The sequence below is a fragment of the Streptomyces milbemycinicus genome (genome assembly GCF_002154605.1).
Taxonomy (GTDB): domain Bacteria; phylum Actinomycetota; class Actinomycetes; order Streptomycetales; family Streptomycetaceae; genus Streptomyces; species Streptomyces milbemycinicus.
Genome location: NZ_MUNE01000130.1, coordinates 1 through 15,879, shown reverse-complemented (window position 1 = coordinate 15,879; position 15,879 = coordinate 1). Strand labels below are relative to the sequence as shown.

Sequence of the window (15,879 nt, the reverse complement as noted above, 5' to 3'; positions counted from 1 at the left end):
TCTCGCGGCATTCGGTTCGGGCGGGTGCGGGTTTCGTCTCGGACCCTCCGGGTCCAAAGCGCCGGCGAGAAGGGGGAAGGGGGAGGCTGGTCCGTTGTTCTGGTTCCTCGGTCCGGCGGGTGGCTGAGCTTAAGGCTGGCTCCGCTGCGCTCCACCGCGACTGCTGCCGCGCGGTGGCCGGGCGAGGGGACCAGCGGTGCGCTCGGCCGGAGTGCGGGAGCGCGACGAACGGGCCGGCGCCGTTGGACGGCATGGCCTGGTTGCCGCGTGCGGACATCGTCTCGCGCCTTCGGCGCACAGCGGCCAGCAGCGGGAAGGGGAGGGCGCCCCTGAGGCATCGTCGCCGTCCAGCCCAAGGGGTCGTCGCCTGCTGGCGAGTGGCGGAACGGTGGTTGGGCGTCCGGAGCGGTGGAGGCCGGTCCGGTTGGGGCCTCCACCCACCTGCTCTTAAAAAAATGCTTGATCTGCATCAAGTGTTTTTCTTTGAGGGGGTGGGGGGAGCGGCGATCCCGTCCCTCGGTGCCCGCCCGTCCGTCGCGCTCCCGCGCCCCGGCCCAGCGCACCGCTGGGCTGACCGGTCGACCACCGCGCGGCAGCAGCTGCGGCGGAGCGCAGCGGAGCCGGCTTTGAGCTCAGCCGCCCGCCGGGCCGAGGAATCGGGACGCCGGGTCGGCCGCCCCCCTTCCCCCGTTCTCGCTGGCGCTTTGGACCCGGAGGGTCCGAGACGAAACCCGCACCCGCGTGAACCGAATACCGCGAGACGGCGCACAGGCACAGGCGAAGCGAAGCGCAGCCCAACGCGCAGCGCAGCGAAGCACACCCCCACTAACGAGGCCGACGACGAGTCAGGCCACGCCCACTGTGAGCGTCTGCCTAGGGGCGTCGCCCTCCACCTCGTCCCGCAAGCTCAGGGCACATGGTATGCGGCCGTCGAGGCCATGCCCGGGAGCCTTCTCTACCGGCCCGATGGCTCCGCGTGGGATCCCGTGAGTGACCGAGCATCTCCGGCCGCAGGCAGGTGCGGTAAACACATCTCCGTGGACCAGGGAATAGCGGCATTGCTCGGGGCATCGATCGGCGTGGCAGGCACCGTCCTCGCGTCGGCGATCACTGGCTGGTCAACACGTCAGCAGGTGCGGGCACAGGCCAGGGCCGAGCACGCGCACTGGCGCAGGCAAGTGCGCCGGGATGCGTACAGCGCCTTCCTTGCCCCGGCCAGTGAGTCACAGAACGCGCTGAAGTCGGCCGGGCGCGCGTTCGTGGGCGAAAGAGATACGGAGGAAATCGACCGCAGACTGCAACAGGCCGATGACCAGCTGGCTTTGGCACGGGCCGCCTGGGCCAACCTGGCGGTCGAAGGGCCGGAGGCCGTCGGGCAGGCCGCCCGAAGCGTGTACACAACGCTTCGGTCCATGCAGACGACCCTTCTCGCATTACGTGACTCCCCGGCGAACACTCCGGACGGAAACGCCCGCTTCCTGGAGCGTCATGCCGTCGAAGCGGGTCGGCTGTCGGAGCGCTTGGGCGAGTTCACCGCAGCAGCACGAGCCGCGTTGGACGACGTTGAAGGGCTGGATGTCCTGTCAGTTGACAGGAGACGTTGACTCGACGTGCCACGGGCGCCAGTGCACGGACGTCGACTACACGTCGACGCTCTCTCCAGGATGGAGTCGGCGGATGTCGGCCTCCGCACGCTGGCATTCCATCTTGAGGGCATCGTCGAGAACCTTCAGGCCCCACTCGTTGAGTAGGCCGTCGTGGATGGCGTACGCACGGCGAGGGGCCATCTCACGTAGGTAGCCGATCATGACGGGCACCGTGAGCCATGGGGCTTGGCCCGGTAGGAGGAGGGTCGGCGCGTCGATGAGGGTCAGGGCGTCGCCCGGGTGGAAGACCGCGTTGTCGATCAGGAAGCCGACATTGTCGACCGGCGGGGCATCTGGGTGGCTGAAGTGGTGCTTCTCGCCCGCCACGGACACGGCGAAGCCGGCGACGGAGAAGCTGTCGCCACCGTGGACAACGTGCACACGCTCACCGAACTCGGCCAGGTGCCGGGCGGCTCCGGGGCACGTGTAGATAGGCGCGGCCGTTTCACGCAAACGCTCCGGGTCGAAGTGGTCGAAGTGCTCGTGTGTGATGAGCACGGCCTCGACGTCCTCCAGCACTCCCGGCTCGGGGGTCATGGCACCGGGGTCGACAGCGACCGCCCGGCCGTTCTTCTGAAGTCGCACACATGCGTGGCCGAACTTGGTGATCCGCATGCTCCGCCGCCTTTCCCGGCCCGGGGGTGAACGAATGTGCCGGCCCTGTACCTGGCGGCCGAGTTCGTTGTTGTCACTCAGCGGCTCACCGTGGTCTCCCGCTCGACACGCGACAGCTTCTCGGGGTTGCGCACGACGTAGAGCCCGGTGACCATGCCGTCGTCGATCCGCACCGCCACGACGCTGTCGATCTCCCCGTTGAGCCGGACGATCAGAGCCGGGCAGCCATTCATCTGTGCCGGCTCGACCGACCCCTCGCCGCCGATCCTCGGCAGGCCGACCGCCAACAGGCGAGCCACCTGGTCGGCCCCCACGACGGGCTGCAGCACGGCCTCCTTGAGTCCGCCGCCGTCACCCACGAGGACCACGTCCGGCGCGAGCAGGTCGAGCAGGTTCTGCAGATCGCCCGTTTCGACCGCTCGTTGGAACGCCTTGAGCGCGTCGCGGGCCTCGGCCGGGGACACGACTCCGCGCGGTCGGCGGGCGGCGACGTGTGCCCGTGCCCGGTGGGCGATCTGGCGGACCGCGGCGGGGCTCTTGTCGACGGCTTCGGCGATCTCGTCGTACTCCAGGTCGAACACCTCGCGCAGTACGAACACCGCGCGCTCGGTCGGCGCGAGCGTCTCCAGCACCAGCAGCATCGCCATCGAGACGCTGTCGGCCAATTCGACGTCCTCGGCCACGTCGGGCGCGGTCAGCAGCGGCTCGGGCAGCCAGGGGCCGACGTAGGACTCCTTGCGCCGGCCGAGCGTACGCAGTCGGCTCAGCGCCTGTCGCGTGGTGATCCGGACCAGGTACGCACGCCGGTCCCGCACGATGTCGAGATCGACGTCCGCCCACCGCAGCCAGGTCTCCTGCAGGACGTCCTCGGCGTCGGCGGCCGAGCCGAGCATCTCGTAGGCGACGGTGAACAGCAGGTTGCGGTGGGCGACGAACGCCTCGGTGGCGCAGTCCATGCGGTCGGCACGAGCGACCCGCTCGGGTGTGTCCCTTGTTCGCTCGCCCATGGCCGGCTCCTGCCTGTCCGCTCTCGACTGTGTCACGCGCACAAGACACCGCTCCCCACCGCTTTGTGACACCCCCGACCGGTGGCGCACGTCACGTCACCGCGGCGTCACAGGGATCGGGTCGCCGGCATCTCTTGTTCGTCGGGACGCCGCGCGGACGATCCGCGCGGTACGCAACACGATGAGTGAGGAGCAAGTCATGGAACCCCGTTTCGATCTGATGGCCAACGAGCTCGGCGCCAAGATCAGCAAGCGGTTCTACAACGTGAGCCTGGCGATCCAGCAGTCGTCGCTGCCCCAGGCCACCCAGGAGTTGGTGATGCTGCGCGTCAGCCAGATCAACGGCTGTGGCTTCTGTGTCGACTACCACACCAAGGATGCCGCGGCTGCCGGGGAGACCGCGGTGCGGCTCAACCTGGTCGCCGCCTGGCGCCACAGCACGGTGTTCACCGAGGCCGAGCGGGCCGCACTGGCACTTGCCGAGGAGGGCACCCGGCTCGCCGACGCCCACCTCGGCGTCTCCGACCAGACCTGGGCCCAGGTGCGCGAGCACTACGACGACGACCAGACGGCCGCGCTGGTCTACCTGGTCTCCGTGATCAACGCGGCCAACCGGCTCGGCGTGATCGTGAACAACCCGGGGGGTGCCTACGAGCCCGGCAAGTTCGCCGACATGGCGAACTGACCAGCAGGCGAATCACGGCTCGGCCCGGGTCGTTCGGCCCGGGCCAGGCCGGGCCGGCGCAGCTCACACAACGCCGACGGCTATGCGCGAATCACGACCGGCTCGGAACCGAACGACCAGTTACCTGTTTTCCCTTTCAGGAGTGACCAAGCTTGTCCATCATGACCACGCCCGGCGAGCTGACCGGCGACTACGTTCTCGACACCACGCGTACGCGGATCGGCTTCGTCGCCCGGCATGCGATGGGCACCAAAGTGCGTGGCCAGTTCGAGGAGTTCGAGGGCGGCGTGCACCTGGACGGCGCCGACCCGTCGCAGTCCAGCGCTCGGCTCACGATCCAGGCGAGGAGCATCCAGACTCGCAACCGGCGGCGCGACAAGCAGCTGGGCAGCACGTTCCTGGGTGTGGACGGCCACCCCGCTCTCACCTTCGTCTCCACCGAGGTGCGGCAGAGCGGCAAGACCCGCTTCGAGGTCACCGGTGACCTGACCATGCGCGGCGTGACCAAGCCGGTCACCGTGGACTTCGAGCTGACCGGTGCCGAGAACGACCCTCAGGGCGGCTTCAGGGTCGGCTTCAAGGCAAGCATCACGATCAACCGCAACAACTGGGGCGTGAACTGGAACGCCGCGACCAGGGTCACGGTCAGCCCGAAGGTGACGCTGGAGCTCGACGTCACCGCGATCCAGCAGTCCTGACGGGTTTAACGCCCGCTTCGAGGACGGGCTTTCATGGCCATGGCGAGAATGCTGTCGGCGTCGCGCGCACGCGGCCCGGCAACCGGCAGGAACGATCGACAAGGAGACCGGCATGTCGTACCCGAAGGAGCTCTTCCACGGGGACAAGGGCGAGGTCAGCGGCACGTTGTGGAAGGGCGGCTCCGCGCCTGACCTGGTGATCGGCGAGCGCTCGAAGGTGCACTACCTGGCCACCGGCGAGTCCACCGGCGGGCAGTACGGGCTCTACCGATGGGACATGGGAGGGGAGCCCGGTGGCGGCCCGGGCGCGCACTTCCACAGGACGATGTCGGAGTCGTTCTTCGTCCTGTCCGGCACGGTCGGGCTCTACGACGGAGAACACTGGGTCAACGCCGCGCCGGGCGACTTCCTGTTCGTCCCGCCGGGCGGGATCCACGCGTTCAGCAACCCGGAGGGGCCCGCCTCGATGCTGGTCCTGTTCGCCCCCGGGGCCCCGCGCGAGGCCTACTTCGAGGAACTGGCGGAGATCGTGGCGAGCGGGCGGCAGCTCAGCGAGCAGGAGTGGGCCGACCTCTACCGCCGCCACGACCAGTACATGGTCTGAGCAAACACGGGTCTCATGGGGGCCGGTCAGCCGGAGCGGCGCCCATCGAGTCAGCAGTTGGTGAGGGAGACCCGGCGCACGCACCTCACCGGCCCACAGCGGATGCCCCCGCATCGTCGCTGTCAGACCCTCATGTCATCCTCGGATCGTGACCAATGCGGAGACGGCCGAGAACCGGCGCGACGACGAGGTGCCCCTCACTCCGGGGCCGGCCACCCCTGCCGAGTGGGACGAGCTGATCGCCGACTGGGACGAGATGCGCCACGGCTACTTCCTCGGCGATGCGCAGGCCACGGTGCTCAAGTGCGCCAGGCATCTCGAGGCGAGCGTGGCGGCCGACGGGGTGGGGTCGGAGACGGCGCTGTGGACGCTGGGGCTGGTGCTGATCGGGCCCTATGTGATCTACGCCCGCCCTGACGCGGCGGCCGAAGCCCGGGTGATGCAGGCGATGCGCGCGGTCGAGCGGGCTCTGGGGCAGGCGTCCTGTGAGCATGAGGAGCACCCTTGCGACGACGCGCCGTTCGATGTGGAGCTGGACAACTTCCGGTACGTCCTGGAGATGCTGGCCCATCCGGAGCGGGACGCCGACCATGAGGCGGCCCTGGCCGATGAGGACAACTGGCCCGACGAGGAGGGGGCGCAGTCCTGGTACGAGGGCCGGATGACGCGGGAGACATGGACCTGCCCGCGGAATCTGGCCGGGTTCGCCGGCGCCTTTCCCGGCTGAGACCGGCTACGTCACGGCTGCCGCCTCAGGCCGACGGCGTACGGCCCCGCGTGCGCTCCCGGTGTCCCCTGACGTCGGGGCGGCCGATGTGGCCCGCCGGCCGCTGGGACTCGCCGAGCCAGATCTGTGGGACGTGCTGCTGGACAGCCTCGACCACCGGCCGCTGAATGGCGGCGGCGAGGGGCAGGCGGTGGCGCAGGCGGGGAAAGCCGGGGTGGAACGGCTCCTCGTCGCGGACCAGGCCCCACAGGATCGGGTCGTCCCGGTCGATGGGGCCGGTGGGGTACAGCTCCAGGGAGTACATCTTCCCGTTGCGCCCGATTTCGCTCCAGCAAAGGGCGACTCCGGCGAGGGTGTGCCAGGGGATGACGTTCCGGAGGTTTCCCTTTTCGAGCCACAGCCCCGTGTGGTCGATGAGGATCCTGCTGCGGCGGTTCGCCCAGAAGGGGACGAAGAGGATGACCCCGAGAACGCCGAGGGCCACCGCGAACCCGAGTCCCACGAACCCGGTGACGGTGGCCTCTCCCTTCTGCTTTCCCATGGCGACCAGCACGATGCCGAAGATGCCGACGGCGCCGATCACCATGAGGACGATGGAGCAGGGCAGCCCGGTCATGGCGCTGCGGCGGCCGACGCGTATGACCGTGGCGTTCGGCGCGGGGGAGGGTGTGTGCGGCGACGACATGGTGCGTGAGCTTAGTTGGCCCCGGTGTGGTGCGGTCAGTCAGATGGGCAGGGCTCCCTTGAAGTGGGAGTTGGGCAGGTCGGGGTGGGTGGTGGCGAGCCAGCCGTGGCCGTGGGCGTCGTCCGCGGACATGGGGCCGGGCTGGACGGAGAGGTTGTCGGCCGCCACGTCCGCCTCGGGCACGCCCTTGGCGTATTTCTCGTCCTCGATCCCCTGTTCCGCGTCTTCGATGTAGCTGATTTCGAAGGGCAGTGGCTTGCCCCGGAACTCCGGGTAGTCATAGGTGCCGTAGCTGCGCACCCTGCGACCGTCGCGCGCGACATACCAGACCGAGCCGGAGTGGTAAGGGTCGATCACATAGAAGTGGGCCTCCCCGCATCGCTCGCTGAGCGTATCGGCGAGGGTGAATCCGTCGCATTCATCCACGAAGGAATTGCCCCACACCATGCGCCAGTTCTTGATCGGCATGTCCCTGAACCACCAGCTCTTGAACTCCGGGGTGATGAAGACCCGGTAGGCCCTCTGCCGCTCACCCTGGGAGTCCTGGAAATCCATGGCGTCGTCGGCCCGGGTGGTGGCCTCCACACCCAGCGCGGGGGTGACCGGCCGGAGGTCGTGCAGGCCGAGGGCGGCCACGGCGTCGTCGAGCCGGTCCGCCGGGAAGGCCAGCCAGCGGCCGGCTTCCGAGGGAAGGTCCACCGGGAGTCTGTCCAGGAGCTTGATCCGTACGAGGCGTTCCACGGCACGCCGGTCGGCATCGCCGAGCACCTGCGCACCGCCCAGGTCGACCAGCGTCTCCAGGGCCTTCCCGCGCAGCCGCCCGGGGCCATCGCGCCGGATGTCCCGAAGGCGCGGCAGCGCCTGGTCACCCAACCGCTTCAGGACGGACTCGGCGCTGAATCTCGGGCTGCCCCGTCGCGTGTCGCGGACATACGGCAGGAGCCGGTCGACGCTCTGCGCTCCGAGCGCGACCAGGCCGTCCTCCGCGGCCCTGCGGACGGTGCGGTCGTTGTCCGAGAGATCCCGCATGAGGGCGTCAAGGGTGTCTGACATGGGTCATAGCCTAGGCACGGAAAGCCGCGTCGAGAGCACCCGGAGCGACCACGTGGACCACCACGAGGCGAGCGATCTGTGGGTGATCGAAGAGGGCCGCCTCACCGGCCGCCTCGATCTGCGTCCCCTCATCGATGTCCCCGACATCTTGGATGAACGGGGAGCTCTCCGACGAGCCCGCCGCCTACTTCACGGACCCGGACCCCAGCCCGTGACCACAGCGGTCACATGCCGGAAACCTTGACGGCCGCTGTGCCGGGTGTCACGATTCGGGCGCCCCCCATGTTTGCGTAAACATCGCCCGTACGACACCCCGACGGCTACTCAGACATGCAGGCTCCGCCATGCGCTGAGTCGGCCTCTCCCGAAAGAGCAAGCGATGCGCACATCCCCCGTCAGCTCCGCCAGCCCCTCCAGCCCCTCCAGAGCGCGCTTCACCCCCCGGCTGCGCGCCGCCTTTGTCGCGATCCTGGTCGCCGCGGCCACCGGCACCACCCTCGCCGGCAGCCCCGCCTCCGCCGCGCCCAGCGGAGACACCACCCAGTTCAGGGGCGTGAACTGGGCCGACCCCCGCGACAACTTCGCCGACGACCCGGTCGTGCTGTCCGGCCTGTCGACGTCCGACAGCTACGACCAGACGTACGCCAAGGCGAGCCGGATCATCTCGGGGTTCCGCGCGAACCTCGGCGCCAACACCGTCCGGCTGCCCATCAACCCGTACACGGTCAACGGCCCCTACTGGAAGTCGTACCGCGGGGTCATCGACGCGGCCTCGGACAAGGGCTTCAAAATCATCCTCTCCTACTGGGAGGGTACGGGCCCCCGCAAGGACGGCTTCATCGACGACCCCGCCACCTTCTGGCCCATGTGGAACACCGTGGTCGACGCGTACAAGGACGACAAGCGGGTCTACTTCGAGCCGATGAACGAGCCCCACGGCTACACCGACACCGAGTGGGCCGACATCGCCGCCAAGTGGCTGTCCACCTACCCCTCGGTCCCGCGCAACCGGGTGTTCGTCAGCGGCGCCGGCTACAACGACCACGTCACCTCGGTGTGCGCCGACCCGCGTCTGGACGGCACGTACCTGTCGCTGCACCACTACGGGTTCTGGAAGAACTACGCCACCTACGACGAGTGGGTGGCCGACCTCAAGGTGCGCATCGGTGACTGCGCCAACCGGACCGTCGCCGACGAGTTCGGCGCCCCGATGACCACCGGCCTCAACTACAACAAGCCGGCTCCGTCCGACAACTTCATCAACTACGTCCAGGCCGTCACGGACACCTTCCGCGAGCTCAAGATGGGCTCCGTCTACTGGCCCGGTCTGCGCACCGATGACACCTACACGCTGCAGACCCTGACCGGCGACCCGGCCCGGCCCTCGCTGGCCACCACCAACCAGTCCGGCGCCGACCGGCTCGCCTGGGGCTGGGGACGCGGCAAGCCCGTCCGGCCCTGACACTGACGGCCCTGACGCGGTCTTCGGCGCGCCCGACGGTGGCCGGCCATCCCTCGGTCGGCCACGGTCGGAACCCACCGAGTGCCGGTAGGCGGTACCGGCAGGCGTGCCGGTACCGCCGTCCGCGTCAAGCGTCCGAAAGGACGCCGCGCACCGGATCCCCGACGCGCCTTCAGCAGCAACCAATCACGTCGCCAGCCACATTGGCTGGCGTGCCGGGCAGCCCGGTGAGCCAGGCGCCTTGCACCCAAGCGCCTTGTACCGAACCGTCCGCCGTTCCGGCCGCCGCGTCGGCCGCCGTCGACGACGAGACGGCGGCGGGAACGACCGCTGCGCTCAGGACCAGGACGCTTCCCGCGACAGTCGCGGCGATCTTTGCTGTGATGCTCATGGATGTCTCCCCCTTTATCAAGGGTTGTTCGGGGCTTCGGCATCCAGGGTGCCGAGCGCGACCGCACCTGGCCTTGTCAGTCCGCGCAGGGATGTTGACGATTCGCGCACCCCTTTGAGGCGCCGCATCTCGCGGCGCCTCAGGCGGGCCGTTGCCGAAGGAACGAGGTACCGCAAGGACGAGCGGGCGTCAGCCCACCAGGTGGTAGTTGCCCGCGACCACCAGGAAGAGCACCGCGGCCAGCGCCACCGCGCTGTAGTGGATCCGGGCCGCCCAGCCCCACCAGCGGCGCCACCAGGCGATCACAGCGCACACCAGCACGGCGGCCGTGGTGGCCAGCGCCGCCTTCACCAGGACCGGGACCAGCTTGAGCATGGGCGAGTCGCCGAGGAAGACCGTCTGGTTGAGCGAGTTGGGGTCGGCGACCAGGAGGGCGAAGCAGGCGGTGGCCACGGTGAGGAGGACGCCGGTGGTCCAGGCGAGGAGCCGGGCGAGCTGGGCGCCGGCCGGGGCGGCGGTGGCGGAGCCTCGGCGGCGGCCGATGAGGGCGCCGATGGTCCAGGCGGTGACGGACAGCAGCAGCACGCCGAGGGAGCCGATCAGGAGCTGCTGGTGCAGGACCGGGGACTCGTACCAGGGCAGCCGCTCGTAGGCGACGGTCGGGTCGGAGGCGAGGAAGAGCTTGCCGTCCTTGAAGGCGAGCCGTTCCTGGCCGTCCTTCTCCTGGAAGAGGCCGTCGCCGATGCGCACCCAGTGCTGCTTGGTGACGCCCGGGTCGCGGCTGAGCGGGCCGGTGGTGGTGAGGGTGGAGTCCGGTCCTGCGGTGACCTGGACCGAGCTGGTCAGCGCGGCGGCGCGGGTGAGGTCGGAGTGGCTGGTGCGGGTGGAGCGGTAGAAGCCGGTGAACTTGCCGGTTTCGCCCATGCGGGCGGTGGCGGCGCGGCGCGGGGTGCCGAAGGTGTGGTCGGCGACTCGGTTGACGAGTTCCTGGCCGGCCCAGGAGGCGCTGCCGTCCTTGCCGTCGCCGTTGTACGCCACGTACACACCGGTGTCCCGGTCGGGCAGCAGCGCGAGGTTGTCGTGGAAGCCGGGGATGTCGCCGTCCTTGACGAGCATGCGGTGGCCGTCCCGGCCCCGCTCCTCCAGGATGTAGCCGATTCCGGGCAGCCGCGGGTCGTTGCCGAACTGGCGGTGCTGCATGGCCCGGGTCAGCCGCTCGCCGAGCACCCGGTGGCCGTCGAGGCTGCCGCCCGCGAGCTGGGCGAGCATCAGCCGCCCCATGTCGGTGGCGGTGGTGACGGCCGCGGCGCCGGTCGGGGTCCAGGCGCCGTACTGGCCCTCGGCGGGCACCTGCCGCTTGCCGTCGGGGCGGTAGCCGCCGGCCCGTTCGGTGGCGATGGCGGCGGGGTGCGGCTGGGCGAAGGAGGTGCGGGTCATGCCGAGCGGCTGGAGGATGTGGCGGCCGACGTACGCGTCGAAGCGCTCGCCCGAAGTCAGTTCGACCAGGTAGCCGGCCAGCGCCACGCCGTAGTTGTCGTAGCTGGACACCTTCCCCGGCGGGCGCACCCGCTTCGGCTGGTGTTCGGCCAGGCTGTCGCCGAGCCGTTCGGCGTCCTCGGGGTGGGCGGTGGCGCGGCCGATGATGCTGTTGTCGAACCCGGCGGTGTGCATCAGCAGGTCGCGTACGGTGACCGGCCGCCCCGGATAGCTGTCCTTGATGGTGAAGCCGGCCTTATGGCGGGTGAGATATCGGTTCACGTCGGCCCGTAGGTCCAGCTTCTTCCGCTCGACCTGCTGGAGCACCGCCATGGCGGTGAACACCTTCGCGTCCGAGCCCATGAAGAACCCCGTACGGCGGGCGTCCACCCGGGTGCCGCGGTCGATGTCGGCCACCCCGTACCCCTTGGCCAGCACCTGCCGTCCGCCGGAGACCACGACCACCGCGGCCCCGGGGATCCGGTACTCGTCCAGCTGCTTCTTGACGAGGCTGTCGACCAGGTCCTCAAGGCTCCGCGGGCGCGGGGAGCCGGGCGTGGCGGAGGCCGAGGCGGCCGTCGCCAGCACGGTCATGAGGACGGCGAGCAGCAGGGACACCGCCGCGGTAGCGCTGCGTCGAGTACTCATTTACCGGCTCCTTCGCTCACAGAGGGCTTGCGTCGTATGACCTCAAGTCAACTCAGTTCGGGCGGGGAGGCCGATGGCCCTGTGTGGCGTCTTATGGGGGACCTGACTACACCCTCCGAAACGCCACCCGAGTCCAGTGCTCCCAAGGGCTCGCCCCGGGCAGACTGAATGGCACACAGCGGCGGAAGGGCCGTCCCGAGGGAGGGGTTACGAGATGAGCATCATGATGGACGAGAGGACCGATGGACGACAGGTCGGCGGCAGCGGCCCCTGGCCCGTCCGTGGAGTGCGCGCCATGGGCCGCGGGCTGGCGCTGGCCGCCCTCGCCCCGTGGGAGGTGGTGCTCTTCTGCCTGGTGGTGACCGCGATCTCGCTGTTGGGTGTCGGCCTCGGGGTGCTGCTGGTGCCCGCCCTTGCGGTGGCCCTGCGGGGGACCACGGCGATCACCCGGCGGCTGGCCGGCCAGTGGTCGGGGGTCGAGATCGAGGACCCGTACCGGCCGCAGCCGGCTCCCGAGCCGGGCTTCAAGGGCTTAATGCAGCGCAACCAGTGGGTCCTCACCGACCCGGCGACCTGGCGGGACCTGGCCTGGACCCTGGTCAACCCGGTGGTCGGCCTGGTGATCGCGCTGCTGCCGCTGGCGCTGGTCGGCTATGGCGTCTTCGGCCTGATCATGCCTCTGATCTGGGAGGACATCGCCGACGCCGGCGGCAACAACTGGTACGCGATGATCAAGGTGACCAGTGACGGCTCCGCCCTGATGGCCGCCGCCCTCGGCGTCCCGATCGCGCTGGCCGGTCTGGCCGCGGGCCCGCACCTGCTCCGGGTGCACGCCCAGTTCGCCAAGTCGCTGCTCGCCCCCACCGAGATGTCCCGCCAGGTACGCCACCTCACCGAGACCCGCAGCGACGCCGTCAACACCTCGGCCGCCGAGCTGCGCCGCATCGAGCGCGATCTGCACGACGGCGCCCAGGCCCGGCTGGTCGCGATGGGCATGAACCTGGGCGTGGCCGAGCGGCTGCTCGCCAAGGACCCGGAGGCGGCCCGCGCCATCCTCGCCGACACCCGCCAGGCCTCCGCCGCCGCCCTCAACGAGCTGCGCGACCTGGTCCGCGGCATCCACCCGCCGGTGCTCGCCGACCGCGGCCTGGCCGACGCCGTCCGCGCCCTGGGCATGGACAGCCCGCTGGAGGTCGAGGTCAACGCCGAGCTGCCCGGCCGCCCCGAGGCCCCCGTCGAGTCCGCCATGTACTTCGCGATCTCCGAGGCCCTGACCAACGCCGCCAAGCACGGCGAGGCCCAGCGGGTCACGGTCGACCTCTGGTACGAGACGGGCCGGCTGCGCGGCCAGGTCACCGACGACGGGATCGGCGGCGCGGACCCCTCCCGGGGCACGGGGCTGCGCGGAATGGAGCGCCGGCTTGCTACTTTCGACGGTGTCCTTGCCGTGACCAGCCCCCAGGGCGGTCCGACGACACTGACCATGGAGCTGCCGTGCGTGTTGTCCTCGCCGAAGACCTCTTCCTCCTGAGGGACGGGTTAGTCAGGCTTCTGGAGGCATACGACTTCGAAATCGTCGCCGCTGTGGACACCGGCCCCGATCTCCTGCAGGCCCTCGTCGAAAAACGTCCGGACGTGGCAGTCGTCGATGTACGACTCCCCCCGACGTTCACCGACGAGGGCCTGCAGGCCGCTTTGGAGGCCCGCCGCCAGATCCCGGGCCTCCCGGTGCTGGTCCTGTCCCAGTATGTGGAGCAGTTGTACGCCAAGGAGCTGCTGGCCGATGGCACCGGCGGCATCGGCTATCTGCTCAAGGACCGCGTGTTCGACCCGGACGAGTTCGTCGACTCGGTCCGCCGGGTGGCCGCCGGGGGCACCGCCATGGACCCCGACGTCATCGCCCGCCTCTTCGCCAGCACCACGTCCTCCGCGGCCGACCCCCTGGCCCGGCTGACCGCCCGGGAGCGCGAAGTCCTCAGCATCATGGCCGAGGGCCGGTCCAACGCCGCGATCGCCGAGCGGCTGGTCATCACCGAACGGGCCGTCATCAAGCACACGTCCAATATCTTCGCCAAGCTGGACCTGCCGGTCTCGGACGACGACAACCGGCGGGTCCTCGCCGTTCTGGCGTATATGAAGTGACGCTCCACGGGGCGCGGGCGAGGCGGGGGCAGGTCGGGTCAGCCGGACGGTGACACCAGCCCCGCCTCGTACGCGATGATGACGAGCTGGACCCGGTCCCGGGCGCCGAGCTTGGAGCGCAGGCTCGCGACATGCGCCTTGGCGGTGCCCGGGGTGATGTGGAGCCGGGCCGCGAGCTCCGCGTTGGACATGCCGCGCCCGACGAGGGTGAGCACCTCGCGCTCCCGTCCCGTGATGGCGGCGAGCTCGCGGGGCGGTGCAGCCGGGGCCGGTTCGGGACGGTCGGCAAATTCTCGATGAGGCGGCGGGTGACGCTCGGGGCGATCAGCCCGTCACCGGAGGCGACCACCCGGATGGCCGAGAGGATGTCGTCGAGGGCCATGTCCTTGACGAGGAAGCCGCTCGCGCCGGCGCGCAGCGACGCGTAGACGTTGCTGTCGTCGTCGAAGGTCGTGAGCATGAGGACACGGGCCGCCGGGGTCTCGGCCGTGATCATCTGGGTGGCCTCGATACCGTCCATGCCGGGCATCCGGATGTCCATGACAACCACATCGGGCCTCAGCTCCCTTACCAGCCGCACCACTTGGGTTCCGGTCCCGGCCTCGCCGATGACCTCGATGCCCGGGGTGGCGTCGATGACCATGCGCAGCCCGGCGCGGACCAGCGGCTGGTCGTCGGCGAGCGCGACACGGATCGTCATCGCGCCTCGGCAGGCAGGGGCACCTCGGCAGGCAGGGGCAGCCGCGCGGCGACCCGGAAGCCGCCCTCGGGCCGTGACCCGGCGCTGAACCGGCCGCCGAGGAGCGCCACCCGCTCCCGCATGCCGGTGATGCCATAGCCGGATCCGTCGGCGGGCGCGCCACCATCTGCTCCGGTGTTCCCGCCGTCTCCGTCATCGGCTATCTCGACGCGCAGTTCGTCATGCCGGTAGTCGATCATGACCCGGCAGTGGCGGGTCCCCGCATGACGTACCACGTTGGTCACCGACTCCTGGACGATACGGAAGGCGGACTGGTCGACGGCGGTGGGCAGCGGGCGCCGTTCGCCCCGCCACCGCACCGCCACGCGGACACCGGCGCTCGCCGTCGTCGCGATCAGCCGGTCGAGGTCAGCCAGCCCCGCGAACGGGGTCTCCGCCATGGACTCCACCGTCTCCGGCTCCGTCCGGCGGAGCACGTCGAGCATGTTCCGCAGCCCGTGAAGGGTCTCCCGGCTGGTGGTCTCGATGGCGTCCAGCGTGGCGCGGGCCTGCTCCGGCCGGCTGTCGAGCACCCGGCTGCCCGCACCGGCCTGGATCGCGATGACGCCGATGCTGTGGGCGACCATGTCGTGCAGTTCGCGGGCGATGCGCAGCCGCTCGGCCGTCACCGCCTCGGCCGCGGTCCGCGCACGCAACGCCTCGCCGTACTCGCGCCGTTGACGGGCCCACATCCCGGCCAGCCAGGCGCACAGGACGAGCAGGGCGAGGAGCGTGCTCAGAGCCAGGAAGCCCGGAGCGAACACGCGGTTCCAACCGCCGTCCCGGAAGAGGTCCGCCTGAAGGGCCGTCTCCTGAACCGCCGTCGTGACGGCCGCCGCGACGGTGCCGGCCCGGCGCGAGCCCATGCCCCTCGACGCGCCCGTGCCCGTGCCCGTGCCTGTGCCCGTGCCCGTGCCTGTGCCCGTGCCCGTGCCTGTGCCCGTGCCCGTGCCTGTGCCCGTGCCCGTGGCCGTGCCCGTGGCCGTGGCCGTGGCCGTGAGGTAGCCGACCAGGAGGTCCGCGGCCAGGAACAGCGGCCAGATCTGCTCGGCCCGCGCTCCCAGTGCCACCGCCGCGGCCGACTCGGCCAGCAGCGCCGCGAGGACCGGCCACGGCCAACGCCGTGCCCAGCCGAGCGGCAGCGCCATCGCGACCGCAACCCCCGCGAGGGCCCCGCCCGGCACGCCCTCCCCGGCCCCTGGCCCCGTACCGCTCGATGCCGTCGCGTACAGCACCAGGCTCAGCCCGGCCGCCGGACCCCACCTCAGCAAGGGCGACGGCAGGGACAGCACGGGAAGGCG

General features: G+C 70.3%; 15 protein-coding genes and 1 pseudogene. 8 read left to right on the top strand and 8 right to left on the bottom strand.

Annotated elements, in window-relative coordinates; genetic code table 11:
- Nucleotides 1-1,037 precede the first annotated feature (1,037 nt).
- A complete protein-coding gene (locus CCN51_RS12230; RefSeq protein WP_143675781.1) occupies nt 1,038-1,604 on the top strand; it encodes a hypothetical protein in 567 nt (188 codons plus the stop codon).
- A 36-nt stretch (nt 1,605-1,640) separates the two neighbouring features.
- Here the strand turns inward: CCN51_RS12230 and CCN51_RS12225 are convergent, their stop codons facing one another.
- Together CCN51_RS12225 and CCN51_RS12220 are read right to left on the bottom strand one after the other, a co-directional pair.
- Nucleotides 1,641-2,261 (bottom strand): MBL fold metallo-hydrolase, encoded by a 621-nt coding sequence (locus CCN51_RS12225; RefSeq protein WP_014179349.1) that lies wholly within the window; start codon nt 2,259-2,261, stop codon nt 1,641-1,643.
- A gap of 77 nt (nt 2,262-2,338) precedes the next feature.
- Nucleotides 2,339-3,268 carry an RNA polymerase sigma-70 factor gene (locus CCN51_RS12220; protein ID WP_014179348.1) on the bottom strand — a complete coding sequence of 310 codons (930 nt, stop codon included), beginning with the start codon at nt 3,266-3,268 and terminating at the stop codon, nt 2,339-2,341.
- A 199-nt stretch (nt 3,269-3,467) separates the two neighbouring features.
- On the opposite strand from CCN51_RS12220, the gene CCN51_RS12215 reads away from it, so the two are divergent.
- The 4 genes from CCN51_RS12215 to CCN51_RS12200 all read left to right on the top strand — a co-directional run bounded on the left by CCN51_RS12215 (nt 3,468) and on the right by CCN51_RS12200 (nt 5,982).
- On the top strand, nt 3,468-3,953 hold the full coding sequence (locus tag CCN51_RS12215; RefSeq protein ID WP_014179347.1) for a carboxymuconolactone decarboxylase family protein: 486 nt from the start codon (nt 3,468-3,470) through the stop codon (nt 3,951-3,953).
- 161 nt (nt 3,954-4,114) lie between these two features.
- Nucleotides 4,115-4,651 (top strand): YceI family protein, encoded by a 537-nt coding sequence (locus CCN51_RS12210; RefSeq protein WP_106436430.1) that lies wholly within the window; start codon nt 4,115-4,117, stop codon nt 4,649-4,651.
- A gap of 112 nt (nt 4,652-4,763) precedes the next feature.
- Entirely contained in the window at nt 4,764-5,255 is a 492-nt protein-coding gene (locus CCN51_RS12205; RefSeq protein ID WP_014179345.1) for a cupin domain-containing protein, read from the top strand.
- Nucleotides 5,256-5,403: 148 nt separating this feature from the next.
- On the top strand, nt 5,404-5,982 hold the full coding sequence (locus tag CCN51_RS12200; RefSeq protein ID WP_014179344.1) for a hypothetical protein: 579 nt from the start codon (nt 5,404-5,406) through the stop codon (nt 5,980-5,982).
- A 25-nt stretch (nt 5,983-6,007) separates the two neighbouring features.
- Here the strand turns inward: CCN51_RS12200 and CCN51_RS12195 are convergent, their stop codons facing one another.
- Together CCN51_RS12195 and CCN51_RS12190 are read right to left on the bottom strand one after the other, a co-directional pair.
- A complete protein-coding gene (locus CCN51_RS12195) occupies nt 6,008-6,667 on the bottom strand; it encodes a hypothetical protein (RefSeq protein WP_014179343.1) in 660 nt (219 codons plus the stop codon).
- A 39-nt stretch (nt 6,668-6,706) separates the two neighbouring features.
- Nucleotides 6,707-7,720 (bottom strand): HEAT repeat domain-containing protein, encoded by a 1,014-nt coding sequence (locus CCN51_RS12190; RefSeq protein ID WP_238545458.1) that lies wholly within the window; start codon nt 7,718-7,720, stop codon nt 6,707-6,709.
- A 379-nt stretch (nt 7,721-8,099) separates the two neighbouring features.
- On the opposite strand from CCN51_RS12190, the gene CCN51_RS12185 reads away from it, so the two are divergent.
- Complete coding sequence (locus CCN51_RS12185) at nt 8,100-9,182, top strand: glycoside hydrolase family 5 protein (RefSeq protein WP_014179341.1); 1,083 nt, start codon at nt 8,100-8,102, stop codon at nt 9,180-9,182.
- A gap of 172 nt (nt 9,183-9,354) precedes the next feature.
- Here CCN51_RS12185 and CCN51_RS54295 read toward each other — a convergent pair whose 3' ends face one another.
- Together CCN51_RS54295 and CCN51_RS12180 are read right to left on the bottom strand one after the other, a co-directional pair.
- A complete protein-coding gene (locus tag CCN51_RS54295) occupies nt 9,355-9,573 on the bottom strand; it encodes a hypothetical protein (RefSeq protein ID WP_143675780.1) in 219 nt (72 codons plus the stop codon).
- Nucleotides 9,574-9,762: 189 nt separating this feature from the next.
- The gene (locus CCN51_RS12180; RefSeq protein ID WP_086859528.1) at nt 9,763-11,697 is read right to left on the bottom strand and encodes a serine hydrolase domain-containing protein; all 1,935 of its coding nucleotides are present in this window, start codon (nt 11,695-11,697) and stop codon (nt 9,763-9,765) included.
- Nucleotides 11,698-11,911: 214 nt separating this feature from the next.
- Here CCN51_RS12180 and CCN51_RS12175 point away from each other — a divergent pair, with 214 nt between their 5' ends.
- Together CCN51_RS12175 and CCN51_RS12170 are read left to right on the top strand one after the other, a co-directional pair.
- Nucleotides 11,912-13,228 carry a sensor histidine kinase gene (locus CCN51_RS12175; protein ID WP_014179339.1) on the top strand — a complete coding sequence of 439 codons (1,317 nt, stop codon included), beginning with the start codon at nt 11,912-11,914 and terminating at the stop codon, nt 13,226-13,228.
- Nucleotides 13,192-13,839 carry a LuxR C-terminal-related transcriptional regulator gene (locus tag CCN51_RS12170; protein WP_014179338.1) on the top strand — a complete coding sequence of 216 codons (648 nt, stop codon included), beginning with the start codon at nt 13,192-13,194 and terminating at the stop codon, nt 13,837-13,839. The genes CCN51_RS12175 and CCN51_RS12170 overlap by 37 nt, the downstream gene beginning before the upstream one ends.
- 38 nt (nt 13,840-13,877) lie before the next feature.
- On the opposite strand, the pseudogene CCN51_RS12165 reads toward CCN51_RS12170, so the two are convergent.
- Nucleotides 13,878-14,539, bottom strand: a pseudogene (locus CCN51_RS12165) (response regulator transcription factor).
- A complete protein-coding gene (locus CCN51_RS12160; RefSeq protein WP_245881605.1) occupies nt 14,536-15,870 on the bottom strand; it encodes a sensor histidine kinase in 1,335 nt (444 codons plus the stop codon). The pseudogene CCN51_RS12165 and the gene CCN51_RS12160 overlap by 4 nt, the downstream one beginning before the upstream one ends.
- Between the last annotated feature and the right edge of the window lie 9 nt (nt 15,871-15,879).

Coding starts and splice junctions, on each gene's coding strand:
- CCN51_RS12225 (WP_014179349.1), bottom strand. CDS start 2,261: ATGCGGATCACCAAGTTCGGCCACGCATGTGTGCGACTTCAGAAGAAC.
- CCN51_RS12220 (WP_014179348.1), bottom strand. CDS start 3,268: ATGGGCGAGCGAACAAGGGACACACCCGAGCGGGTCGCTCGTGCCGAC.
- CCN51_RS12215 (WP_014179347.1), top strand. CDS start 3,468: ATGGAACCCCGTTTCGATCTGATGGCCAACGAGCTCGGCGCCAAGATC.
- CCN51_RS12210 (WP_106436430.1), top strand. CDS start 4,115: ATGACCACGCCCGGCGAGCTGACCGGCGACTACGTTCTCGACACCACG.
- CCN51_RS12205 (WP_014179345.1), top strand. CDS start 4,764: ATGTCGTACCCGAAGGAGCTCTTCCACGGGGACAAGGGCGAGGTCAGC.
- CCN51_RS12195 (WP_014179343.1), bottom strand. CDS start 6,667: ATGTCGTCGCCGCACACACCCTCCCCCGCGCCGAACGCCACGGTCATA.
- CCN51_RS12190 (WP_238545458.1), bottom strand. CDS start 7,720: ATGTCAGACACCCTTGACGCCCTCATGCGGGATCTCTCGGACAACGAC.
- CCN51_RS12185 (WP_014179341.1), top strand. CDS start 8,100: ATGCGCACATCCCCCGTCAGCTCCGCCAGCCCCTCCAGCCCCTCCAGA.
- CCN51_RS54295 (WP_143675780.1), bottom strand. CDS start 9,573: ATGAGCATCACAGCAAAGATCGCCGCGACTGTCGCGGGAAGCGTCCTG.
- CCN51_RS12180 (WP_086859528.1), bottom strand. CDS start 11,697: ATGAGTACTCGACGCAGCGCTACCGCGGCGGTGTCCCTGCTGCTCGCC.
- CCN51_RS12175 (WP_014179339.1), top strand. CDS start 11,912: ATGAGCATCATGATGGACGAGAGGACCGATGGACGACAGGTCGGCGGC.